The sequence below is a fragment of the Streptomyces sp. G5(2025) genome (genome assembly GCF_049542075.1).
Lineage (GTDB): Bacteria > Actinomycetota > Actinomycetes > Streptomycetales > Streptomycetaceae > Streptomyces.
In genome coordinates this window covers 1,450,576-1,472,456 of the sequence record NZ_JBMUZT010000006.1, presented here as the reverse complement: position 1 = coordinate 1,472,456, position 21,881 = coordinate 1,450,576, and the positions used below count along the sequence as shown (strand labels likewise).

Genomic DNA, 21,881 nt, shown 5'->3' with positions numbered 1-21,881 from the left:
ATGAACGCCTTCACCTCCCTCGTCGACGGCTTCGGCACGGCCCTCACCCCGATCAACCTCCTGTGGGCCGCCGTCGGCGTCCTCCTCGGCACCGCGATCGGCGTGCTGCCCGGCATCGGGCCCGCGATGGCCGTCGCCCTGCTGCTCCCGGTGACGTACGGACTCGAACCGACCGGCGCCTTCATCATGTTCGCCGGCATCTACTACGGGGCCATGTTCGGCGGCTCGACCACCTCGATCCTGCTCAACACCCCCGGCGAGAGCGCCGCCGTCGTCGCCGCCATGGAAGGCCATCCGATGGCCAAGGCGGGACGCGGCTCCCAGGCCCTCGCGGCCGCCGCCATCGGCCACTTCGCGGGCGGCATGATCGGCACGCTCCTCCTGGTGGCGCTCGCCCCGACCGTCGCCGACCTCGCCGTGGACATCGGCGCGCCCGACTACTTCGCGATCATGGTGCTCGCGTTCATCGCGGTCACTTCGGTGCTCGGCTCCTCCCGCATCCGCGGCCTCGCCTCGCTCCTGATCGGCCTCACGATCGGCCTGGTCGGCCTCGACCAGATGACGGGCCAGCAGCGGCTCACCTTCGGCTCGCTCCAACTCGCCGACGGCATCGACGTGGTGATCGTCGCGGTCGGGCTCTTCGCGATCGGCGAGGCCCTGTGGGTCGCCGCGCACCTGCGCCGCACCAGCGCCGAGGCGATCCCCGTCGGCCGCCCCTGGCTCGGCAAGGCCGACGTACGACGCACCTGGAAGTCCTGGCTGCGCGGCCCTCTCATCGGCTTCCCGTTCGGCGCGATCCCGGCCGGCGGCGCGGAGATCCCCACCTTCCTCTCCTACGTCACCGAAAAACGCCTCTCCAAGCACAAGGAGGAGTGGGGCAAGGGCGCCATCGAAGGCGTCGCGGGCCCCGAGTCGGCGTCGTCCGCGTCCGCCGCGGGCACCCTCGTCTCCATGCTGACGCTCGGCCTGCCCACCACCGCCGTCGCCGCGGTGATGCTCGCCGCCTTCCAGCAGTACGGCATCCAGCCCGGCCCGCTGCTCTTCGAACGCGAACCCGACCTGGTCTGGGGCCTGATCGCCTCCCTGTTCGTCGGGATGGTGCTCCTGCTGGCCCTGAACCTGCCCCTCGCCCCCCTCTGGGCGAAGCTGCTGCGCATCCCGCGGCCCTACCTCTACGCGGGCATCCTGTTCTTCGCCGCGGTCGGCGCCTACGCGGTCGGCGGCGAACCGCTCGACCTCGTCATCCTGCTCGTCATCGGCCTGATCGGCTTCGGCATGCGGCGCTACGGCCTGCCCGTCCTGCCCGCCGTCATCGGCGTCATCCTCGGCCCCAACGCCGAACAACAGCTGCGCCGCGCCCTGCAGATCAGCGACGGCAGCGTCCGCGGGCTCATCGACACCCCCTTCTCCGTGACGGTCTATGGCCTCATCGTCCTGATCGTGACGTGGCCGTTGTGGAAGAAGGCGCTGTCGCGGGTACGTCGCCGTGACATAGACGTGGAGGCATGACGACGACACCCAGCATCTTCACGGACATCCGCCCCGCCACCGCCGCCGACGTGCCCGCCGTGCAAGCGGTGACCGACGCGGCGTACCACCACTACATCGAACGCATCGGACGCGTCCCCGCACCGATGGAATCGGATCACGCGGCCGATGTGGCGGCGGGGCGGGTGTACGTCGTCGGGGACCCGGTCGTCGGACTGCTGGTCCTCGACCCCCTCCCCGAACCGCGCGAGGACGCGCACCTCTTCCTGTACTCCATCGCGGTCCACCCCGATGCGGCGGGGCAAGGGGTGGGCCGGCACCTGCTCACCTTCGTGGACGCCCACGCGCGGGCCCTCGGGCTCCCCGAAGTCCGGCTCTACACCAACGCGTTGATGTGGGAGAACCAGAAGATCTATCCCCGCTACGGCTACGAACTCCTGGAGCGCCGCGTCGAAGGCCCCTACGACCGGCTGCACTACCGCAAGCGGCTGACCACATGAGGGGGTCTCATCCGTCCGGCCACCACGTCCGCTGGACGTCCTTGCGGACCTCCGGCCTCTCCCTCGGCTGAACCTCGGCTTCCTGGCGTTCCCGCACCCGGCGGCTGACGGACTTGCCGGCGGGTTTGTGTGTGGTCACTCGGCGCATGGCTGCCTCCCTGCCTTACCGATGTCCACCGAAGCCGCGCGCTAGACCTCCCCGCCCCACCTTTCTGATCGAGCACCTGCCCGAACCCGGCGGCCTGGCCGCCCCCGGACGCCGCTCCGGGCCCCGTTGTCAGTGGCGGATGCCACGATCGACGCATGACGACGAATGAGGCCGCCGAGGCCTGGGCACACATCGACTGGGACGCGGCCGCCGCCACTTTCGACGACGCGCCGGACCACGGCCTGCGCGACGAGACGGTGCGTCAGGCCTGGGCCGAGCGGCTCGGACAGTGGCTGCCGGACACCCCCGGCGACGTGCTCGACCTGGGCTGCGGTACCGGCAGCCTCACCCTCATCGCCGCCGAGCGCGGTCACCGGGTCACCGGGGTCGACCTCTCGCCGCGGATGACGGACCGGGCCCGCCGGAAGCTGGCGAACCACGACGCCGAGATCCTCACCGGCGACGCGGCCCAACCACCCGTGGGCGAGCGGAAGTTCGACACGATCCTGGCCCGCCACGTCCTGTGGCTCCTCCCGGACCCCGAGGCGGCCCTCCACCACTGGCGCACCCTCCTGCGCCCCGGCGGCCGGCTGATCCTCGTCGAGGGGGTCTGGGGCAACACCGCCCCCTGCGGCCTCCCGCAGTCCCGCCTGACCGAGGCCCTGACGCCCCTGACCGCCCGCCTGCACTCCGAACGCCTCTCGGGCGACCCGCGCCTGTGGGGCGGGCCGGTCGACGACGAGCGGTATGTGGTCGTGGGGGTGGTGCCCGAGGGCCGGCACCGGCACGCGGAAGTCGTCGACGTCCACCTGATCCTGCGCCGGGGCGAGGACGTGCTGCTGGCCCGCCGGGCCAACACCGGTTACGGCGACGGCTTGTGGAACCTCCCCTCCGGGCACCTGGAGGACGGCGAGGACGTCCGCGCGGCGATGATCCGCGAGGCGCGCGAGGAGATCGGCCTCGACCTCGCCCCTGCGGACCTGCGGGCCGAAGTGGTCGTCCAGCACCGCGGGCCCGGCGAGGAGCCCCGCATGGGCTGGTTCTTCTCGGCGGAGCACGGAGCGGGCGGCGACCCGGTCAACGCCGAACCGGACAAGTGCGACGAGATCGCCTGGCACCCCCTGTCCGCACTGCCGGACGACATGGTGGCGTACTGCCGTGCGGCCCTGACCGCCTGGCGCGAAGGCGAGCGGTTCGCCGTGCACTGGCAGTCGGACGACGAGCCGGTCGGGTACGACGGTGAGCGCTGCGCCGCGCCGGTTCCGTTGGCGCCCGCGAGAACCGGAGCGGTCCACCACGTGGAGCTGTGGGTGCCCGATCTCGCGGCGGCGGAGGCCTCCTGGGGCTGGCTCCTGGGCGAGTTGGGCCATGTGCCGTACCAGCGCTGGGCGGCCGGCCGCAGCTGGTGGCGCGGGGAGACGTACGTCGTCCTTGAGCAGTCGCCGGACCTGCGTCCCGGCAGCCATGACCGGCGGCTGCCGGGACTGAACCACCTGGCCTTCCACCTGCCGGACCGGGCCGAGCTCGACCGCGTCGCCGCCGCCGCGCCCGGCCACGGCTGGACCCTGCTCCACCCGGACCGCCACCCCCGCGCGGGCGGCGCGGGACAGTACGCCGCCTACCTGGAGGACCGGCAGGGGTACGAAGTGGAGCTGGTCGCCGAGTGATCCGGCGGGAGCGGCCGCACGGCGACCGCGTGGTCAGAGCGTCCGCAGAAACCCCCCGCGCGCCAGCGACTCCAGTTCCGCGAGGGCGCGCAGGGCCGCCGACGCGGCGGCGGGGTCCGTGGTGGTGAGGGCGCTCGCCTCGAACTCGTCCTCGTCCAGGCGCAGGACCGTCGCGCCGTCCGCCGAGCACCACAGGTCGAGGTCCAGGTCCTCCACCCTGAGGACGTCGCCTTCACGGGCCGCGGGGCGCGTCACGTCGCAGTACCAGCCCTTGAGGGTGCCGTCGGCGGCGTACACCTCCTTGACCGCGTACCAACGGTCGCGCCAGTAGTGCTCGGTGAAGACGTCGCCCGGCTCGAAGCGGACGAAGCCGAAGTCGCGGACGCCGGGGGCCGCCCAGGGGGCGCGGACGGTGATCCGTGTGCCGTCGTCGTGGAGGAGGTCCGCCGGGTAGCGGATCTTGGTGCGGCCGGCCTTGACGAGGGCGACCTCCAGGGTGGCCAGGGCCTCAGCCGAGGTCTCGGACATGGCGCACCTCCGTAGCGCAGATCTCATAGCCGAACCAGTCGTTGATCGCCAGCATCGGCTCGTTCTCCGCGTCGTTGCCCGTGAACGCCTCCGTGCAGCCGGCCGCGCGGGCGCGGTGCAGGGAGTCGTTCTTCGCGAGCTTGGCGAGGCCCCGGCCGCGGTGGGCGCGCGCGGTGCCCGTCATGCCGGAGGCGTAGCGGCCCGCGCCGTCGGTGCGGGCCAGGCTGAACGCCGCGGGGCGGCCGTCCACCAGGGCCACCGTGGTCAGCTCCTGGCTGACCAGCGGGTGGTGCCAGGTCTCGGCGAGCCAGTGTTCGTAGTCCGTGAACTCCGCGGCCACATCGTTCGGTTCGTCCGCCACCGTCTCCGCGTCGAGCGCGAAGAACGGCCGCGCGTCGTCCGCGTACACCGAACCGCTGACCAGCTCCACCCCGGCGGGCGGCTCCTGGCGGGGCGGCAGCGCGCCGTGCGCGAGGTCCAGGCGCAGGAAGTGCGCGCGACGGCTCGCGCGATAGCCGTGGCGGGCGGCGAAGGCGAGGTTCGCCGGCTCGTCGAGCACCCACGAGTAGACGGTGGTGGCGCCCGCCCCCGCCAGATGGTCCTCGGCCGTGCGCAGCAGGAGCGTTCCGGCGCCGGCGCCGAGCCGCTCGGGGTGCACGTAGACGTTGGCGAAGCCCTGGCCCGGCTCGGGGCTGTCGTGGGCGATGCCCACCTGCGCCGTCCCGATGACCTCGCCGTCGGCCTCGGCGACCAACTGCCGGTAGTGCGCGTCAGGATGAGCGTGCGCGCGGTCGAAGGCGATCGACTCGGCGGTGGCGAGCATGGCGGGCACACAGGCCCGGCGTACGGCGGCGAAACCCGCATCGTCCGCCGTGGCGGTGGCGGTGGCGGCGTCGGTGCGGAGGGTTCTGACGATCACAGTCATGGGCCCGCACGGTACGCGGCGAGTGCCTCGGCGTGCCTCCTCTTTTTCCACGGGCCCGCGTCCGTTTTTTTCCACGGGCCCGCGTCCGTTTTTTTCCACGGGCCCGCGTCCGTTCGCGCCCCCGGAACGGGGGGCCGTGGGGGACAATCACCCCGTGACTTTGAAGATCGACATCGACGAGGGCGCGGGCGACGCGCCGTACGAGCAGGTGCGGGCCCAGATCGCCGGGCAGGCACGCTCGGGTGCGCTGCCCGTCGGCTACAAACTGCCCACGGTGCGCGGGCTCGCCCAGTCGCTGGGCCTCGCGGCGAACACCGTGGCCAAGGCCTACCGCGCACTTGAGGCCGACGGGGTCATCGAGACCCGCGGCCGCAACGGCACGTTCATCGCCGCCGCGGGAGACGCGGCGGCGAAGAGCGCGTCCGCCGCCGCGCAGTCGTACGCCGAACGCGTCCGGCGGCTCGGCCTGTCCGAGGAGGACGCGCTGGCCGCGGTGCGGGACGCGGTGCGCGCGGCGTACGGGGAGTCCGGCTAGCGGGCGGCGGCGCCGTGCTGGGGAGCTGCGGCAAGCCCCCCGGCACACTGCCCTTACCGCACGGGCGCGCCTTACCGCACGAGCACGACGGAGTTGATCGGCGTGAAGTCGTACGGTGCGTACTCGCCCACGTGGCGTGCCACGGCGGAGCAGTTGGTTCCGTTGTACCCCTTGCAGACCTGGAAGCCGGCGCCTCCCGTCTGGTTGTTGACGAGCACACGGACGCCGGTCACGTTGTTCAGGTTGTGGGCGCCGTAACGGTAGAAGATGTTCTTGTTGAGGATGGTGCCGTTCGTCTCACGGATGCAGACCGCCCCGGACGGACAGGGCGTTGCCGCGGTGGCGCTGGGAGCGACGGTGAGTCCGAGGGCGCTGAGGGCGAGGGCCATGCCTGCGGCCGACGCAGCGAGCTTGCGCATTGTTCCCCCTTGGTCGAGATGCCCCGGTCCGGGCATCGTGGACCCGAACGTAGGCCTGGTCGGCCGGGGGGCACCAGAGCGTCTGTACAGGTCGTGACCCGTGGTGCCGGCGGGCATCCGGAGGCGGACGCGTCATCGAAAACGCCATGGGTGTGCGGTTCGGCCGGAGTGACGCGGGCGTCACAGATACAGCCCCGCGTCCGCCCCCTCGCGCCTCTCCCGCTGGTCCGGCACCGACGTCGGCGTCGTGCCCCGGCGCAGCGCGAAGAGCTCGGCGAGGGTGGCGCCCTCACGGGAGACGCCCTCCTCCGTGCCGAGCCACTCCACGGCCTCGGGACGGGTCAGCGGACCGACCTCGATCCGGGCCAGGCAGCGGCCGGGGCGCACGACCGCCGGGTGCAGGCGCTCCAGGTCCTCGTTGGTCGTGACGCCGACCAGGACGTTGCGGCCCTGGCCGAGGAGACCGTCCGTGAGGTTGAGGAGACGGGACAGCGCCTGCCCCGCCGTGTGCTTCGCCTCGCCGCGGATCAGTTCGTCGCAGTCCTCCAGGAGCAGCAGCCGCCAGCGCCCCTTCGCCGTGCCGTCGTCCTCGCCGATGGCGATGTCCATCAGATAGCCGACGTCACTGAAGAGCCGCTCCGGGTCCAGGACGCAGTCCACCTGGCACCAGTCGCGCCAGGAACGCGCCAGCGTCCGCAGCGCCGACGTCTTGCCCGTGCCCGGCGGGCCGTGCAGCAGGAGCAGCCGCCCCGAGATGTCCTCGGGCGTCGTCTTCATCAGCTTGTCCATGGCGTCGGCGACCGGCGCCGTGTAGTTGGGCCGCACCTCATCCCACGTACCCGCCGAGATCTGCCGGGTGGTGCGGTGCGGGCCGCGCCGCGGGGACACGTACCAGAACCCCATGGTCACGTTCTCCGGCTGGGGTTCCGGCTCGTCCTGCGCGCCGTCCGTGGCCCGCTTCAGGACCGTCTCGGCGAGCTCGGCGCCGGTCGCCGTGACCGTGACGTCCGCGCCGCGGTTCCAGCGGGAGATCAGCAGCGTCCACCCCTCGCCCTCGGCGAGCGTCGCGCTGCGGTCGTCGTCGCGGGCCGCGCGCAGCACCGTCGCGCCGGGCGGGAGCAGCGTGGCACCGGACTTCACGCGCTCGATGTTCGCGCTGTGCGAGAAGGGCTGCTCGCCCGTCGCGAAGCGGCCGAGGAACAGCGCGTCGACGACATCCGACGGGGAGTCGCTGTCGTCGACGTGGAGCCGGATCGGCAGGGCGTCGTGAGGGTTCGCAGACATGCCGCCATGATCCGGCACGCACCGTCCTCGTGCATCCGGTTTGCCACCGTCCTCGTGCATCCGGTTTGCAGGGGTACGAAAGCTGTCGCAGTGGTGCGAAACCTGTCCCACCGCCGAGACCCCCCGATACGCTGGTCGCCGATGGGACGTCATGGGTGGTTCTCGGGGGCACGGCGGTGGCGGCTCGCCGCACTGCTCGGCGTGGGTCTGGCCGCACTGGCCCTCGTGGTCACCCTGGTCAATACGCTGCCCGGCGACGGCTCCGGCACCGCGGGCACCACTCCCGACGGCGACAAGGTGCACGGCACCCCCGCCGTCCCGCCCGACGAGGCGACGCCGGAGGTGGGCTGGGGCTTCACCCACACCCAGTACAGCGCGGACGAGGGTGAGGAAGCGGCCGTCGAGCGCGTCCGCGCCCACCTCGCCGGCCGGCAGCCGCCCGTCCCGCAGCTCCAGCACATCATGGGCTGGGGCGCGGGCAACCCCGAGCCCGTCGAGGGGCGTTACGACTTCTCCGACATGGACCGGCGCATCGACTTCGTCCGGAAGAGCGAGGGCACGCCCGTGGTCACGCTCTGCTGCGCCCCGGACTGGATGAAGGGCGGCGAGCCGGGCGCGGACCACACCGACTGGAGCCGGCAGGCCCTGGAGACCGCCCCGGAACCGGAGCACTACGACGACTTCGCGAAGCTCGCCGCGACCGTCGCCAAGCGCTACCCCGACGTGCGCCACTTCGTCGTCTGGAACGAATTCAAGGGCTTCTGGAACAACGACAAGGCCCGCTGGGACCACGAGGGCTACACCGAGCTCTACAACCTCGTCCACAAGGAGCTCAAGAAGGTCGACGAGGACATCATGGTCGGCGGCCCCTACCTGGTCATGGACAGCGTCCACCCGCGCCAGAGCGCCAACGCCTCGCGGGTGCGGGGCCCTTGGGGCCGCCTGGACCAGCGGGTCCTCGACGCCTTCACGTACTGGAACAAGCACAAGGCGGGCGCGGACTTCGTCGTCGTCGACGGCGCCAGCTACACGACCGACGACGAGATGTTCCCCGACGAGTTCAAGGCCACCGACAAGCTGACGGCCGTCGGCGAGTGGGTGCGCGAGCGGACCGGCGATCTGCCTCTGTGGTGGGCCGAGTACTACGTGGAGCCCGGTGACCGCCAGGACAACCGCGACGACTGGTCCGAGGCGCACCGCGTCGCCGTCCACGCGTCGGGCCTGATGGCGATGGCCCGCGGCGGCGCCACCAGCGGCTTCTACTGGAACCCGCAGAAGCGGGGCGCCAAGTGCGCGGGCTGCCTGTGGACGCCGACCCAACGAGCCGACGGCGGACAGGAGTTGCCCATGCTGAGGCTCATCGAGCGGTTCGGCGCGGAGTTCGGCCCCGGCACGCGGTTCGAGCAGATCTCGATCGCCGCCGACGACCGGCCGAACGTCCGCGTCCTCGCCGACGACGAGGCGGTCCTCGTGGTCAACACTCTCGACCGGCGCATCAGCGCGAAGGTCGACGGCAAGCGGTTCGACATGGAGGGGTACGAGGTGAAGTGGCTCAAGCGCTGAGCCGCTCACCCCCTGTTCCCGTCACCCCCGGATCCGCTCACGCCATCGTCACGAACCGCTGGATCAGCGACGCCACCAGCACCGCCAGCAGCGGCAGCGAGAACCAGAAGCTGCTCTGGAGCCACCGCTGCCGACGCACACTCGGCGCCGCCGCGACCCGCACCACCTCACGCGCGGTGAGCAGCAGCACGAGCGCGACGGCGGCGAGCGCGCCCACCACCGACCACGGCGTCCACGTCACCTTCGGCCCGACCGGCCCCGGATCGGCCTCGCGCGCCGCGCCGTCCGGCTCCTCCCGCAGGCTGTAGAGGGCCGCGTCGTCGTTGGCGAAAACCTTCTTGAGCTCCCGGCGGTCGTCGAGGTGGCGCAACAGCCGCTGCTCCCACGTCCGCGCATAGCCCGCGTTCAGCTGGAGATACGTCGACTGACTGCGGTTGACGACGAGATACGAGCGAGGTCCCGCGTCCCTGAGCGCCTTCACCAGACCGGAGACGAGAACCGGGTCGGCGGGTGCGAGCGTCGGCACGTACTCCACCTTCTCCATGGCACGGGCGCCCCACGGCAGCGCCGGAGTCACGTTCTCGACCGTGTCGTCGCTCATCCACAGCAGCCGCACCGTCGGGTCGTCGTGCGCGTACACGTACTCCATCGCCGCGACCTCGCCGGGCCGGACCCGCTCGAAGGGTTCGTTGCCCCAGCGCGCCACCAGGAAGCCGCCCAGCAGCACGAGCCCGGCCATCAGCGCGGCCAGTGGCGCGAGGCTCACCCGGTCGCGGTCCCGCTCCTGCGCCGTGACGCCCGCGCGCGGGAAGAGCGCGAGCCCGGCGAGCAGCGCCGCGCCCGGCAGCGCGAACATGAAGACACGCAGGGCCATCTCACCGCCGTACGACTGCATGGCGAAACCGAGGAACGGCACGAAGGTGAGGACGAGGAGCGAGCGCTCGCTGTACTTGTGGAAGCGCCGCCGCCACCAGCCCCAGCAGGCGAACGCCAGAACCGCGCCGGCCATCGCCACGCGCGCGTACAGCACCAGCTGGTGCGTCGAACTGCCGCCCTCGATGCGCCCGGAGACCGACGACGACACATTGCCGCCGACGCCGCCGACGCCGCCGAACAGTTCGTCGAAATGACCCGACCAGTACGGCTCGGCGAGGAAGCCCAGCCAGACGAGGACCATCACCGTGAAGAGCGTCGGCAGGCCGCGCAGCTCCGAGCGCCCGACCAGGACCAGCACGGTCAGGACGCCGAGCATCACGAACGGCGTCAGCTGGTGGGCGGGCACGGTCGCCGCGAAGAGGCCGACGAGGACCAGGAGCAGCACCGCGCGCTCCCGGCGGCCCGTCGGCTCGACCTCGCTCTCCCCGGGGCGCCGCTTGGCCCACAGCACGCGCGGGGCGCGGAACCACACCAGGAGTACGGCGACGAAGGCGAGGTAGAGCAGGTACGTGAAGCCCTGCGGGGAGAAGTAGTCCTGGCCGACCCAGCCGCTCAGCACGAAGATCCACAGGCCCGCCCACTTGGCGCGCCAGGCCGCCCGCAGGGAGCGCGCGAGCAGGAACATCGGCGCCAGATACAGCAGTTGCATGGCCGTCGGCCACCAGCGGATCACCTCGGTCATGTCCGAGACGCCGCACGCCCGCGCGACGAACGTGGCCGCGGCGAAGAAGCCGGGCCAGCTCCAGCGCGCGTCCAGATCGGGCACCGCGGTGCCCGTCCGGTCGATGTACTCCATGAAGCCCACATGCTGCCAGGCCGTGGCGAACCGCGGCTCGGCCTCGATGACGGCGGGCAGCGCGTGCAGCGACACGACGGTGGCGAGCAGCGTCACCAGGAGCAGGCCCTTGAGGGGGCGGTCCATCCACAGCAGTACGGCGAACACGACGATCAGCAGCGCGGCGCCGATCAGCGTGGGCACCGGCAGGACGGAGACCAGGCCGAGCCCGCCCATGCCGTCCAGATCCTCCTCGCCGAGGCCGAGGACGGGCAGCCAGTACAGGGCGAGCGCGGCGGCGAGCAGCAGCGCCACGAGCAGGGCGCGGAGCCGGTGGGCGCGCGGGGAAGCGGGCTCGTCGGGCGTGAACTCCTCGACGTCGCCGGGCCCGGCGGACTCCTCCCGCGACGCCTCCGATAGCTCAGAAGGCTCTAAAGGCTCCGGAGGAGGCGAGGACGGCCCGGCGGCCGGGGTTCTCAGCGCCCACGTGGGCCGGTGGTCCATGTCGTCCCCCTCGCTCCGCGCCGCCACAGACGGGCCCGGCCGCACGTCCGGCCTGCGCTCCTGGTGTTCGAAGTCGAGCTGTACGGCGAGCTGAAGCGTGTCCGAGTCCAGCGACTCCCGCAACGCCCAGGCGGGCCCGTGCCGCTCCTTGCGCTCCGCCGGGACACCACCGGCCCGCACCTGCGCGCAGGGCGTGCCGAGGTCGGCCAGGTCGCCGTCCGGGGCCGCCGCGCCACCGGCCGGCCCACCCGACGGGACCGCTCGTGTCACGCGGTACAGCCGGGGCGCCGCGATCGTCACGATCACGGCCAGCCCGGCGATCTCCGCGATGCCCGCGCCGGTCAGCCCCATCCGCGGCAGCAGGATCAGCGTGAGGCCGAGGACCAGCACGCACAACAGGCCCTGCAACCAAGCGATCCCGGAGGTCTGGCTCTGGGCGCGCCGCACCGCGAAGTACGTCTCCATGACCACCCGCAGCAGCGCCCCCACCGCGAACCAGCGCAGCAGGGGAGTGGCGGCGTCCGCGTACCCCTGGCCGAACAGCCGGAGGATCAGCGGCGCGGCCAGGAAGAGGACGCCGCACACCGGCAGCATGATCACCGCCATCCGCCGCAGCGCGGAGCGGGTGTTGGCGGCGAGCAGCGCCGGATCGTGCGCGCCCTCGACGGTCAGCGAGGCGCCCATGTTGACGGCGAGGAGGTTGACGGTGCCGCCGATGGTGGTGGTGATGTAGAAGTACGCGTTGTCGACCGAGCTGACCTGCGAGGCGACGATCACCGGCACGAGATAGACCACGGCGAGCGAGAAGAGCGAGCCGGTGTAGTCGCCCGCGAGGAAGCGGCCGATCTCGCGCGGCGTCGGCGGCCTCGCCCGGCCGGCGGTGGCCTTCACATGGCGCGGCACCAGGCGCCGGAAGACCAGCCAGCCCAGCGGGATCACCGATACGAGGATCGAGGCGACCCAGGAGACGAAGACGCCCGCGGTGGGGATCGCCGCGGCCATCGCGATGAGCAGCGCCAGTTTGGCCATGGAGAAGACGGTGTTGCCGACGGGCACCCACAGCGCGTTGCGCAGCCCGGTCAGCACGCCGTCCTGGAGGGTCAGCACCGACCAGGCCACCACGGCGAGGACGAACCCGGCGCCGTGGACGGGCCCGTGCAGGAAGCGGTACGAGGGCCCCCATGAGTCGAGGGTGAGCAGGAAGACTCCGGCGGCGAACGCCACCGCCATCGAACTGCCCGCGTACGTACGGAAGATGAGGCGCCCCGTGGCGCGGCCCGCGATCGGGATGAACCGCGCCAGCGCGCCGGTCAGCGTCAGGGCGGTGAGCCCCGCAAGGAGCTTCATCGCCGCGATCGCCGCCGAGCCCTGGCCGACCGCCGGCTCCGAGTAGTAGCGGGCGGCGGCCAGCCAGAAGCCGACGCCGAGCACACCGGAGATGCCCGTGTTGAGCATCAGCGCGTAGGCGTTGCGGAACAGCGGGCTGCCGCCGCCCGGCCCCGGCAGGCGTATGCCGCGCGGCCTGCCGGACGTGCCAGGCCTGGGCGGTGGTCGTGTCAGACACGGGAACGGATGGCCTTCCGGCGGACCTGGCGGGCTCGGCGGACCACGGCGTACCCCTTGGTCAGGGCGTGGTCCCTGGCGAAGGTACGGGTGAGCGCGCGGCCCTCCACGAGGCGGGCGAACTCCTCCTCCCCGGTGGAGCGGCGCACGGTGACCCGCCGCAGAGCGTAGGGTCCCTGGGAGCGGCGGGCCAGGGAGTTGCCGACGGCGAGCGACTGGGTGAACCCCGCCTCCCGCACATATCCGCGCACCCTGCGGCTGGAGTAGCCGTACGGGTATGCGAAGGAGGCGGGCCGGGTGCCCAGCTCGGCGGCCACGATGTCCCGGCAGCGGCCCAGCTCGGCACGGAGCTCCTCGTCGTCGAGCTGGTCGAGCTCGGGGTGGGTGTGGCTGTGCCCGCCGATCTCGGTGCCCGCGGCGGCCAGTGCGCGCACCTGGTCCCAGTCGAGCATGAGGTCGAGGCCGCCCCCGGTGTCGTGCTCCCCGCGCAGCCAGCCCGTGGAGACGAACAGGGTGGAGGCGAAGCCGTGCCCGGCGAGCACGGGCAGCGCGTGGCGGTGCACGCCCTCGTAGCCGTCGTCGAAGGTGATCAGGACGGGGCGGTCGGGCAGCGGGCCGCCCGGCGAGCGCCAGGCCGCGGCCAGTTGAGCGGTGGTGAGCGGGGTGAACCCCCGCTGACCGAGCATCTCCATCTGGCGTGCGAACGCGTCGGGGGATACCGACAGATCGCGTGCCGCCTCGTTCGGCCGGCGCGCGACGGAGTGGTACATCAGTATCGGCACGGGTCTGCCGTCGCTCATGGGGCGGTCCCCTCGACGGCGGAGAACAGGGCGGCTCCCCTGCGCGCACGGACGCTCCCGACCACGAACCCCCCGGCCGCGGCGGCCACGCCCGCCACGATGGCACCCGCGCGGCCCGCGCCGCCGGGCCGTCCCAGCACGGCGTCCCGCAGACCGCGCCCGACGCCGGCGGGCAGCACCCGCGTGGTGTAGCGCCGCTCGGACTCAAGGCCCTTGCCCGCGCCGGCGCTCCGGGCCACCAGCGCCTTCGAGAGGCCCTCGGCGTACGCCCTCGTACGGAAGTAGCCGAAGCGCTCCCGCGCCGCGGGCACCCGGTGGTGGATCACCGCGCGGTCGTCGACCAGCAGGACCGCGTCCGGCCGGGCCCGGGTGAGGCGGATGCAGAACTCCGTCTCCTCGCAGCCCAGCGGCCGCCGGTCGCCGTCCCTGCCGATGCCGGACGCGAAGCCGCCCGCCACGTCGAAGGCCGAGCGGCGGAACGAGGCGTTGCCTCCGAGGACGTTGCGCACCCGGGCCCGGCCCCCGGGGTGCCCCCGGTACGTGCAGCCGACGACCCAGTCGAACTCCTCGGGGAACCACGCGGGCCGCCGACCCGACTCCCACAGGGGCAGGGTGCGCCCGCCGACGGCGAGGACCCGCGGGTCCTCGTACGCCACGGCGAAGTGGCGCAGCCAGTCCCGCTCGGCGACGGCGTCGTCGTCCAGGAAGGCGATGACGGAGCCGCGCGCGGCGGCGACGCCGGTGTTGCGCCCCGCCGAGAGGCCGCGGGGGCCCGCGTTGGCGAGCACCCGCACCTCCCCGGTCGCCGCGCACTCCTTGTACTCCCCGGCCAGACGGTCCAGGAGCGCGGCGTTGTGGTCGACCACGAGCAGCGTCTCCAGGGCCGCCAGGGACTGGGCGCGCACCGAGGAGACCGCCGCGAGGATGTCCTCCCAGCGGTCCTCGGTGTACACGCAGACGACGACGGATATGTCCGTGCTCAAGACACCTCTCCCTGGCCCTTGCCGAAGGGGAGGACCCGCGCGCCCTTGCGCCGCGCACTCCGTCTGCGGCCGGAGCGCTCGGTGAGGATCACCTTCAGTACGCGGATGCCGTCCCGGACGGCCCTGAGGTTGCTGGCGCCGTGGATCCGCAGGTACTCGTGGCTCGGGATCTCCTGCACCTTGAGCCCCGCCTTGACGACCCGGATGTTCATCAGGGTCTCGACCTCGAACCCGGTGCAGTCCAGCTCGATCTTGTCGAGGCAGTGCCGCCAGAACGCGTTGTACCCGTAGCACAGGTCGGTGTAGCGCGCGCCGAACTTGGCGTTGACCACGGAGCACAGGACGTGGTTGCCGAGTCTGCGGATCGGCGTCATGTCGTCCGTGCCGCCGCCGTTGGCGAACCGCGAGCCCTTGGCGAAGTCCGCGCCCGAGACGAGGGCGGAGACGTAGGAGACGATCTCCTGCCCGTCGGCGGAGCCGTCCGCGTCGACCATCACGATGATGTCGCCCGTGCACGCGGCGAAGCCGGTGATCAGGGCGTCGCCCTTGCCCCTGCCGAGCTGGCGGACGACCTTCACGTCCGGCCGCAGCTCGCGGGCGACGGTCACCGTGTCATCGGTGGAGTTGCCGTCGACGAGAACGACCTCGTGGATCCAGTCGGGCAGTGTCTTGAATACGTAGGGAAGATTCTCCGCTTCGTTCATCGCGGGTATCACCACACTCACCGGCGGTGTGATCGCCAAGTGCGTGGAGATCGGGCGATAGTCCCTGGAGATCTCTTCCAACGGGTCCTGGCCGGCGTCCGCCGGGCGCACGAAAGAACTCATGAGTTCGGTGGTCCCTCTCGTCCGGTGGACCGCCCACCCCCGGGCGGTCCGGTAATTGATCCGGTTCGAAAGGGGGGTTCTCACTTGAGCATGACGAAATGGATCTCATTGCATGCCGAGTGAGCTGGCATCGCGCGGGACGTGACCCGGCCGAAGAGCGTTCACCGGGCACGGCACCCCCCTACCGCGCCCCGCACCGGTACCATCGCGATCTCGAGCCCTCCCCTTGATCGCATTGCGTGATGGACCGTTGCGGGTGGATGTACGACGGTATTGATGATGGAGACTGTATGGCAAGACCTGAAACGTGGCCTCACGTTCTGCATGATTTGAGCAATCTATGCGGTCACATTCGGACCGCCCTATTCCTTGGTCGACTCCTTTGTCAGCGATCGGATTTTGCCCATCCGCTTGAGCAATTTGTCGGCCGGTTCGAAGAATTCCGGCCTGGAAAGCACGGTGTTCCGCAGCGCCCGGACCGGAGCGCGTCGCGCCCGGTGTCCGAGAGCCACCGGGTGGCGCAGCGCCACCCACCCTTCGGACACGGCCAGTTCGCGTGTCTTGAAGGAGTCCTTGTAGTCCTTCTGGCCGCGGCCGAGATCGAGGTACGCGATCCCGTCGGCGGCGGCCGCCTCGGCCATGCGCAGGTGCAGGACCAGGCCCGGCGAGTACTTGGCGAACACCGGGTCGTACGCGGGGAACCAGCAGGCGAGGATCCGCTCGCCGCGCAGCCCGAAGTGGGCCGCGACCGGCACGTCGGCCGCGTACAGCACCGACAGGATCCCGGCGAACGGCCCGGTCCTGGTGTGGAAGAGCCGGCGCACCAGCTCGGTGATCCAAGGGTGTGCGAAGCGGTCGCTGCGGCCCGTCCTGCGGTACTGCGCCGACTTCCAGCCCATCAGGGTGGCCAGGATTTCGGGGTCGCGCTCGTCGTGGACGTAGCGCACCGCTCCGTGGTCACGGCCGAGCCTGCGCTCCTTGGCGAGGGTCGTGCGGGTGAACTTCGGCGCGCGCTCGTGCAGGTGGCCGAGGTAGGTGTCGTAGCCCTGCTCGACGTCGATGACGGGCGAGGGGAAGGCACAGGCGCCGCCGGCGCCCGTCTCGAACGGCTCCTGCCCGCCGACCAGGTGATCGAACTCCCACAGCACCAGCCCGCAGGCCCGCAGCAGCTCCCGGGCGTCCCAGCGGAAACCGGGGCGGTGCACCAGGCCCTGGCAGTCCGAGACGCCGAGACCGACGGCCCGGCCCACGCCCGTGACGGACCGCTGGAAGGGGAAGAACGCCGCCGGTTCGCCGTCCTCGCGTACGACGGCGATGCGCACCCCGCGCCGCCCGTGCGCCGTGGCGAGGGTGAACTCCGGGGCGAGAAAGGGATTGGCGAGCTCGGGCGAGCCGTCGAGATGCGCCTTGGACTGCAACGCGGTCCACGCCGCCCGGTCGGCGGCGGTGAGTTCGCCGGGGCGGTGCACGGTGATGTCCACGTCAGGCGGTCCACCTTCTCGCGGCACGGCGGCGCAGGCGCCATGCCACGGTCAGCAGGAGAGCGAGCGCGCTCAGGACGGTGACGGCGACGACTCCGCCGCGCACCGACCACACACGCAGTGCCAGCATCCCCTGCGCCACCAGGACGTTGACCGCGATGGCGCCGGCCACGCAGACCACGGCGCGGCCCCATGGCGCGAGCGCCCGCAGCGCCGCGGCGAGCGCCGCCGCGGGTGCCGCGAGAAGGAAGAAGAAGGTGAAGGGGCCGCGCAGCGGCGAACTGAGGTCGACGAGCGCGAGCATCGCGCCGACGCCCCCCACGGCGACGGCCGCCCCCGCGAGCAGCGGCAGCAGGTCCCTCTCGCGGCCCTGTCCGGTGCGCCGCCCGGTGTCTGATGACGGCACCTTGATCCCGATGGTCTGCATTGGCGACTTCGCCCCCCGACGCGCCGGATGCCGGGCTTCAATGTCGCGCAGCCCCTGGCGGCCCGTCAAGACGCGGAGGAAGCGTGCAGATGTTCGCCCGTCAGGCCATGTGGCGGGTGAACTCCTGACGCAGGCAAGCGGATTGGCGGCGAATTTGTTGACATGGACACTATCGACGGGCCGGAGCGCGTGCTACCACGGTCGAAGCGGAAACCCTGCTAAGGGAGGTTCCATGAGATTGTCCCGCATCACGGCATACACGTCCTCACTCCTCCTCGCCGCCGCCTTCGCCCTCACCGGGGCCACAGCGGCACAAGCGGACCAGAACGCGGCGGCCACCGGCTATGTGGCGCTCGGTGACTCCTATTCCTCGGGCGTCGGCGCCGGCAACTACGACAGCGCGAGCGGCGACTGCAAGCGCACCAAGCGCGCGTACCCGGCTCTCTGGGCGGCCGCGAACTCACCCTCCAGCTTCAACTTCACGGCTTGCGCGGGCGCCCGTACGGGTGATGTTGTGGCGAATCAGCTCGGCCCGCTCGGCTCCGGCACGGGCCTCGTCTCGATCACCGTCGGCGGCAACGACGCCGGCTTCGCCGACGTCATGACGACGTGTGTGCTCCAGTCCGAGAGCAGCTGCCTGGCCCGCATCGCCCAGGCACGCGCGTACGTCGACTCCACGCTCCCCGGCAACCTCGACAAGGTCTACTCAGCGATCAGTGCGAAGGCCCCCTCCGCCCGTGTGGTGGTGCTCGGCTACCCCCGCTTCTACAAGCTGAACGGCTCCTGCACGACCGGCCTCTCCGAGCGTGAGCGGGCCGCCATCAACGACGCGGCCGACTACCTCAACACCGCCATCGCCAAGCGCGCCGCCGACCACGGCTTCACCTTCGGCGACGTCACCCGCACCTTCACCGGCCACGAGATCTGCTCGGGCAGCGCGTGGCTGCACAGCGTGAACTGGCTCAACATCGGCGAGTCCTACCACCCCACGGCCGCCGGACAGTCCGGTGGCTACCTCCCCGTGTTCACCTCGGCGGCCTGACCCCCACCGGCTGAACCGACGCGTACGGCGAGTAGGAGCCCCCGCCCGTCGGAGTCTCCTGCTCGCACGTCACCGAGTACGCCACGGCGTCGGAGGTGACGTCCACGGGACCACGCACCTGCACGCCGATCGAGTTCGTGTACGCCCCGCCCTCCTGGCCGTACGCCGTCTCCGCGTGACTCACCTGCTTCGACCTGCCGCTCCCGGCGGGGAAGTCCAGCGTCTTCCACCCCGGCTCGCTCGGCTCCCCGGTCTTCGTGACCCAGCGGTACTCGACCTCGACCGGCACCCGCCCCACGGTGAACGCCGCCGTGAAGGACGGTGCCTGACCGGCCGCCGGCGGACAGGGGCCCTCGTACCGGGTATGGGCTCCGGAGACGTGCACCTTGACGGTCTGGGCGGGCGGAGGGGTCGTACCGCCGCTCCCGCCGCTCCCGCTCCCGCCGCCTCCGTCGGAGCCGCCGGTCGAGGAGCCGCCGCCGTCGGAGCCGCCTTCGGACCCGCCTTCCGACCCGCCGTCCGACCCTCCTGGCGCGCTGCCGTCGTCGTCGCGGGCGACCAGCGCGTACGTGAGTCCGCCGAGGGCCAGCGCCAGGGCGACGAGCCCGGCGATCAGGACGGCCACCGTGCGGCCGCGGCGCGTCGGGTCGGTCGTCGCGGTGTCCGGGGCCGTGGCGGCGGGGACGGGCGCGGGCGGCGTGGAGCCGGATGGTGCGCGTGCGGCTGTGACGGTCGGCGGGTGGGGGAGCGGGGTCTCGGTGAGCGGCCTGCCGCCGGAGACGATGAGCCGCAGATCGCGCTCGGCGTCGGCGGCCGGCATCCGCTCGTCCGGGTCCTTGCGCAGCAGTCCCTCGATGACCGGCGCGAGCGGTCCCGCGGCGCGGGCGGGCGGCAGCTCCTCGTCCACGACCGCGCGCAGCGTGCTCAGCGGGGTGTCCTGGCGGAACGGCGAACCGCCCTCGACGGCCGCGTAGAGCAGCACACCGAGGGACCACAGATCGGACGCGGTGCCGGGGCGCTGCCCCAACGCCCGCTCCGGGGCCAGAAATTCGGGCGAGCCGACGGCCTCTCCGGTCATCGTCAGCGCGGAACGTCCCTCGACCGTCGCGATGCCGAAGTCGGTGAGGACCACGCGGCCGTCATTGGCGATCAGTACGTTGCCGGGTTTGACGTCGCGGTGCAGGACCCCGGCGTCATGGGCGGCGCGCAGGGCCGCGAGCACCTCGGCGCCGATGCGGGCGGCGCGCCGCGGCGGCAGGGCGCCCTCCGCGTCCAGCACGTCGGAGAGCGAGAGGCCCCGCACGAGCTCCATGACGATCCACGGGCGGCCCTCCTCCGTCGCCACGTCATAGACGGTGACCACGTTCCGGTGGGGGATGCGGGCGGCGGCCCAGGCCTCCCGCTCCAGGCGGGCGTAGAGCCGGTCGGCCTCGCTCGCCGGGAGCCCGGCCGGGGCGCGCACCTCCTTGACGGCGACCTCACGCCCGAGAACGTCGTCCCGGGCCCGCCACACGGTGCCCATGCCGCCCTCGCCCAGCGGCGCCAGGAGGCGGTACCGCCCGGCGATCACGTGCTCTGGCCGACTCATGGGGCGCCCCCATCCGCAGCGGTGCGTTTCTCCACAAAAGTACCAACCGGCCGAGGTCATGGCGACAGGTGAGATAGCCCACGCGGCAGGCCATGGACCGGAGTAGCACCGCGCTGTATGTCCAACTCGCCCTGCAATCAGCCATATTCGGAGAGTAATCGTCAACCCCCTTGTGGGGGAGGTGAATCCTGTGACCGGGATACGCGTGTGTCAGGGCGGGGCGATAGGGTTAACCTGCCCTGGGCCGGGTGCCCTCGTATGGGTGGGGAGTGACATGGAACAGATAACGGTGCGCAGCAGGGCGCGTGTCCCTGCGATCACTTGTGGGAGCAGCGCGAGCAGCTCGCGCCTCGACCGTCACCTCTCGGTGCTGGGCGGCCCTGCCGTCCCGCAGCGTGAGGCGCACGAGGCGACGCTGCTGATGCGTGAGCTCACCTCACGTGATGCCGTGCACGCCCGTAGCGGCAGGGGTTCTAGAGTGAGGCATGTCTCGCTCTTCGCGCCGCTGCGCAGGCTGCGGCGGTCGCTTTTCGGCGGACGCTGACACGGGTGGTCCCCGGGACTGAGCCGCCGCTCCGCGGCGGATCTTTCCCACCCACCCGCTCACCCCGCTTCCCTTGTCACCCCAGTCACGGCTTCCCCGTCGCGCGGCGCGGGCCGGCTCTCGCGCGGCTCAGATCAGCGCGAACTGCCCCTCCGGCCCTTCTTCACGGTGATCGAGGACGGACGCGGGCCGCCGCGCCCCGCCGGGCACGGGCAGCACTCCCGCCCCGCCCAGCTCGTCCACCGTGATCCGGCGCTCCATCCCCGACGCCAACTCCCGGCGCTGCGGCTTCAGTTCGGCGATCAGCGCGAGAACCGTGATCAGCTCCAACAGCTCCGACGTCCAGGCCTGCGGCCACACCGCGGGCCGGATCGCCTCCAGTGTCCCCGGCTGAGCGTCCCCGCCCGCCACTCCCGCCGCGCGCGCCGTGAACCACCGCTCGATCACCCGCACTCCGCTCACCTCGAACTCCCAGGCCTCGCTCGGCACCGGCGAGATCACCCCCTCCTCGCCGACCCGCAGCACCCGCTCCTCGGCGTCGTACGACAGTGAGCCGGGGCGCGCGGGCAGGGGCGCGCGGACGTAGGGCCTGTGCCCTCCGGGCAGCTTCGGGCGTTCACCGTCGCCGCGCAGGTGCAGCCGCAGCAGCCGCTCCCCGAGCCCCACGCCCCGCGCCCACAGCCCGGCGTCCGCCGTGAGCGGCACTCGGCAGCCCGCCGCCGAGCCGGACGCCGTGGCGAGCACCCACGCGAGCAGCGCACGGGCCGTGACGTCCTGGCGGAGCACCGCCGACAGATGCCCGAGCAGCCCGGGCGCCACATTGGGCTCAAGGCCCCCGGGGCGGCGGAAGAGCGGCCGGATCCGCCCCGGCCGCCCGGCCGGCGAGTGCCCGTCCGGCAGCACGGCCGAGGCGAGGACCACGGGCCCCGCGGCCCCGGGGACGTACCCCTGCTCGACCGCGAAGAGCTGGCCCGCGCCCGCGACCCGCCACAGCTCGGGCCGGGCGACGTCGATGAGGCGGTGGTCGGGGATCAGCCACTGCTCGTCGAAGGGGCCGTGGAGGATCCGGACGGGCTCGGGGCAGGGCCCGCCCTCCCTGGCAAGGCGGGCCGTGCCGCCCTGGTGGCCCGGGAGTTGGGCGACCGCGGTGTGCAGCGTGCGGGAGCGGGACGGGCGGAAGAGGGCCTCGCGCTCCGACTCCCGCGCACGCACGAGGGCGGCCCAGCGGGACTTCAGCGAGGCGGCGTCCGGCCCCATCGGCCACCCGCGGCCCGGCCGGAGCGGTGCGACGGACCACGGCATGAGGTCCGCGAGCAGCGGCGCTTCGTCGTGCGTCACGCCCGGCATCGTACGA

20 protein-coding genes are annotated in these 21,881 nt (G+C 72.3%); 7 read left to right on the top strand and 13 right to left on the bottom strand.

Features of this window, described 5'->3' with window-relative positions:
- Together ACOBQB_RS17505 and ACOBQB_RS17500 are read left to right on the top strand one after the other, a co-directional pair.
- Entirely contained in the window at positions 1-1,509 is a 1,509-nt protein-coding gene (locus tag ACOBQB_RS17505) for a tripartite tricarboxylate transporter permease (protein ID WP_423592815.1), read from the top strand.
- On the top strand, positions 1,506-1,988 hold the full coding sequence (locus tag ACOBQB_RS17500; RefSeq protein ID WP_423592813.1) for a GNAT family N-acetyltransferase: 483 nt from the start codon (positions 1,506-1,508) through the stop codon (positions 1,986-1,988). The genes ACOBQB_RS17505 and ACOBQB_RS17500 overlap by 4 nt, the downstream gene beginning before the upstream one ends.
- A gap of 7 nt (positions 1,989-1,995) precedes the next feature.
- On the opposite strand, the gene ACOBQB_RS17495 is transcribed toward ACOBQB_RS17500, so the two are convergent.
- Complete coding sequence (locus tag ACOBQB_RS17495; RefSeq protein WP_423592811.1) at positions 1,996-2,136, bottom strand: hypothetical protein; 141 nt, start codon at positions 2,134-2,136, stop codon at positions 1,996-1,998.
- 155 nt (positions 2,137-2,291) lie between these two features.
- On the opposite strand from ACOBQB_RS17495, the gene ACOBQB_RS17490 reads away from it, so the two are divergent.
- Positions 2,292-3,803: a trifunctional class I SAM-dependent methyltransferase/NUDIX hydrolase/VOC family protein gene (locus tag ACOBQB_RS17490; RefSeq protein WP_423592810.1), complete on the top strand. Its 1,512-nt coding sequence runs from the start codon at positions 2,292-2,294 to the stop codon at positions 3,801-3,803.
- Between the two features lie 33 nt (positions 3,804-3,836).
- On the opposite strand, the gene ACOBQB_RS17485 is transcribed toward ACOBQB_RS17490, so the two are convergent.
- Together ACOBQB_RS17485 and ACOBQB_RS17480 are read right to left on the bottom strand one after the other, a co-directional pair.
- On the bottom strand, positions 3,837-4,331 hold the full coding sequence (locus ACOBQB_RS17485) for a DUF402 domain-containing protein (protein WP_423592809.1): 495 nt from the start codon (positions 4,329-4,331) through the stop codon (positions 3,837-3,839).
- Positions 4,312-5,256, bottom strand: coding sequence for a GNAT family N-acetyltransferase (locus tag ACOBQB_RS17480; RefSeq protein WP_423592807.1), 945 nt, complete (start codon positions 5,254-5,256; stop codon positions 4,312-4,314). The genes ACOBQB_RS17485 and ACOBQB_RS17480 overlap by 20 nt, the downstream gene beginning before the upstream one ends.
- A gap of 154 nt (positions 5,257-5,410) precedes the next feature.
- Here ACOBQB_RS17480 and ACOBQB_RS17475 point away from each other — a divergent pair, with 154 nt between their 5' ends.
- A complete protein-coding gene (locus tag ACOBQB_RS17475; protein WP_423592805.1) occupies positions 5,411-5,791 on the top strand; it encodes a GntR family transcriptional regulator in 381 nt (126 codons plus the stop codon).
- A 71-nt stretch (positions 5,792-5,862) separates the two neighbouring features.
- On the opposite strand, the gene ACOBQB_RS17470 is transcribed toward ACOBQB_RS17475, so the two are convergent.
- Entirely contained in the window at positions 5,863-6,210 is a 348-nt protein-coding gene (locus ACOBQB_RS17470) for a hypothetical protein (protein WP_423592803.1), read from the bottom strand.
- A gap of 180 nt (positions 6,211-6,390) precedes the next feature.
- Positions 6,391-7,494, bottom strand: a complete 1,104-nt coding sequence (locus ACOBQB_RS17465; protein ID WP_423592802.1) for a DUF5925 domain-containing protein — start codon at positions 7,492-7,494, stop codon at positions 6,391-6,393.
- Positions 7,495-7,635: 141 nt separating this feature from the next.
- On the opposite strand from ACOBQB_RS17465, the gene ACOBQB_RS17460 reads away from it, so the two are divergent.
- Complete coding sequence (locus ACOBQB_RS17460) at positions 7,636-9,057, top strand: GH39 family glycosyl hydrolase (protein ID WP_423592801.1); 1,422 nt, start codon at positions 7,636-7,638, stop codon at positions 9,055-9,057.
- Between the two features lie 37 nt (positions 9,058-9,094).
- On the opposite strand, the gene ACOBQB_RS17455 is transcribed toward ACOBQB_RS17460, so the two are convergent.
- The 6 genes from ACOBQB_RS17455 to ACOBQB_RS17430 all read right to left on the bottom strand — a co-directional run bounded on the left by ACOBQB_RS17455 (position 9,095) and on the right by ACOBQB_RS17430 (position 17,353).
- Positions 9,095-12,727 carry a lipopolysaccharide biosynthesis protein gene (locus tag ACOBQB_RS17455; protein ID WP_423592800.1) on the bottom strand — a complete coding sequence of 1,211 codons (3,633 nt, stop codon included), beginning with the start codon at positions 12,725-12,727 and terminating at the stop codon, positions 9,095-9,097.
- A 101-nt stretch (positions 12,728-12,828) separates the two neighbouring features.
- Positions 12,829-13,635, bottom strand: coding sequence for a polysaccharide deacetylase family protein (locus ACOBQB_RS17450; protein WP_423592799.1), 807 nt, complete (start codon positions 13,633-13,635; stop codon positions 12,829-12,831).
- Positions 13,632-14,618, bottom strand: coding sequence for a glycosyltransferase family 2 protein (locus ACOBQB_RS17445; protein ID WP_423592797.1), 987 nt, complete (start codon positions 14,616-14,618; stop codon positions 13,632-13,634). The genes ACOBQB_RS17450 and ACOBQB_RS17445 overlap by 4 nt, the downstream gene beginning before the upstream one ends.
- On the bottom strand, positions 14,615-15,445 hold the full coding sequence (locus ACOBQB_RS17440; protein ID WP_423592795.1) for a glycosyltransferase family 2 protein: 831 nt from the start codon (positions 15,443-15,445) through the stop codon (positions 14,615-14,617). Before ACOBQB_RS17440 ends, ACOBQB_RS17445 begins: the two co-directional genes overlap by 4 nt.
- 362 nt (positions 15,446-15,807) lie before the next feature.
- Complete coding sequence (locus tag ACOBQB_RS17435; RefSeq protein ID WP_423592793.1) at positions 15,808-16,926, bottom strand: GNAT family N-acetyltransferase; 1,119 nt, start codon at positions 16,924-16,926, stop codon at positions 15,808-15,810.
- Position 16,927: 1 nt separating this feature from the next.
- Positions 16,928-17,353 carry a hypothetical protein gene (locus ACOBQB_RS17430; RefSeq protein WP_423592792.1) on the bottom strand — a complete coding sequence of 142 codons (426 nt, stop codon included), beginning with the start codon at positions 17,351-17,353 and terminating at the stop codon, positions 16,928-16,930.
- 232 nt (positions 17,354-17,585) lie between these two features.
- On the opposite strand from ACOBQB_RS17430, the gene ACOBQB_RS17425 reads away from it, so the two are divergent.
- Positions 17,586-18,395, top strand: coding sequence for an SGNH/GDSL hydrolase family protein (locus ACOBQB_RS17425; RefSeq protein ID WP_423592790.1), 810 nt, complete (start codon positions 17,586-17,588; stop codon positions 18,393-18,395).
- Here the strand turns inward: ACOBQB_RS17425 and ACOBQB_RS17420 are convergent.
- The gene (locus ACOBQB_RS17420; protein WP_423592789.1) at positions 18,379-19,983 is read right to left on the bottom strand and encodes a serine/threonine-protein kinase; all 1,605 of its coding nucleotides are present in this window, start codon (positions 19,981-19,983) and stop codon (positions 18,379-18,381) included. The two genes, ACOBQB_RS17425 and ACOBQB_RS17420, sit on opposite strands and share 17 nt — an antisense overlap.
- A 274-nt stretch (positions 19,984-20,257) precedes the next feature.
- Here ACOBQB_RS17420 and ACOBQB_RS17415 point away from each other — a divergent pair, with 274 nt between their 5' ends.
- Positions 20,258-20,527, top strand: coding sequence for a hypothetical protein (locus ACOBQB_RS17415; RefSeq protein ID WP_423592788.1), 270 nt, complete (start codon positions 20,258-20,260; stop codon positions 20,525-20,527).
- A gap of 129 nt (positions 20,528-20,656) precedes the next feature.
- On the opposite strand, the gene ACOBQB_RS17410 is transcribed toward ACOBQB_RS17415, so the two are convergent.
- Positions 20,657-21,874, bottom strand: a complete 1,218-nt coding sequence (locus ACOBQB_RS17410; protein ID WP_423592786.1) for a type ISP restriction/modification enzyme — start codon at positions 21,872-21,874, stop codon at positions 20,657-20,659.
- Positions 21,875-21,881: the final 7 nt, after the last annotated feature.

What these genes read in the sequence shown, in the direction of transcription:
- ACOBQB_RS17430 (WP_423592792.1), bottom strand. Translation starts at nt 17,353, where the DNA reads ATGCAGACCATCGGGATCAAGGTGCCGTCATCAGACACCGGGCGGCGC.
- ACOBQB_RS17490 (WP_423592810.1), top strand. Translation starts at nt 2,292, where the DNA reads ATGACGACGAATGAGGCCGCCGAGGCCTGGGCACACATCGACTGGGAC.
- ACOBQB_RS17485 (WP_423592809.1), bottom strand. Translation starts at nt 4,331, where the DNA reads ATGTCCGAGACCTCGGCTGAGGCCCTGGCCACCCTGGAGGTCGCCCTC.
- ACOBQB_RS17425 (WP_423592790.1), top strand. Translation starts at nt 17,586, where the DNA reads ATGAGATTGTCCCGCATCACGGCATACACGTCCTCACTCCTCCTCGCC.
- ACOBQB_RS17455 (WP_423592800.1), bottom strand. Translation starts at nt 12,727, where the DNA reads ATGCTCAACACGGGCATCTCCGGTGTGCTCGGCGTCGGCTTCTGGCTG.
- ACOBQB_RS17465 (WP_423592802.1), bottom strand. Translation starts at nt 7,494, where the DNA reads ATGTCTGCGAACCCTCACGACGCCCTGCCGATCCGGCTCCACGTCGAC.
- ACOBQB_RS17415 (WP_423592788.1), top strand. Translation starts at nt 20,258, where the DNA reads ATGGAACAGATAACGGTGCGCAGCAGGGCGCGTGTCCCTGCGATCACT.
- ACOBQB_RS17420 (WP_423592789.1), bottom strand. Translation starts at nt 19,983, where the DNA reads ATGAGTCGGCCAGAGCACGTGATCGCCGGGCGGTACCGCCTCCTGGCG.
- ACOBQB_RS17440 (WP_423592795.1), bottom strand. Translation starts at nt 15,445, where the DNA reads ATGAGTTCTTTCGTGCGCCCGGCGGACGCCGGCCAGGACCCGTTGGAA.
- ACOBQB_RS17495 (WP_423592811.1), bottom strand. Translation starts at nt 2,136, where the DNA reads ATGCGCCGAGTGACCACACACAAACCCGCCGGCAAGTCCGTCAGCCGC.
- ACOBQB_RS17500 (WP_423592813.1), top strand. Translation starts at nt 1,506, where the DNA reads ATGACGACGACACCCAGCATCTTCACGGACATCCGCCCCGCCACCGCC.
- ACOBQB_RS17480 (WP_423592807.1), bottom strand. Translation starts at nt 5,256, where the DNA reads ATGACTGTGATCGTCAGAACCCTCCGCACCGACGCCGCCACCGCCACC.
- ACOBQB_RS17505 (WP_423592815.1), top strand. Translation starts at nt 1, where the DNA reads ATGAACGCCTTCACCTCCCTCGTCGACGGCTTCGGCACGGCCCTCACC.
- ACOBQB_RS17470 (WP_423592803.1), bottom strand. Translation starts at nt 6,210, where the DNA reads ATGCGCAAGCTCGCTGCGTCGGCCGCAGGCATGGCCCTCGCCCTCAGC.
- ACOBQB_RS17410 (WP_423592786.1), bottom strand. Translation starts at nt 21,874, where the DNA reads ATGCCGGGCGTGACGCACGACGAAGCGCCGCTGCTCGCGGACCTCATG.
- ACOBQB_RS17450 (WP_423592799.1), bottom strand. Translation starts at nt 13,635, where the DNA reads ATGAGCGACGGCAGACCCGTGCCGATACTGATGTACCACTCCGTCGCG.
- ACOBQB_RS17460 (WP_423592801.1), top strand. Translation starts at nt 7,636, where the DNA reads ATGGGACGTCATGGGTGGTTCTCGGGGGCACGGCGGTGGCGGCTCGCC.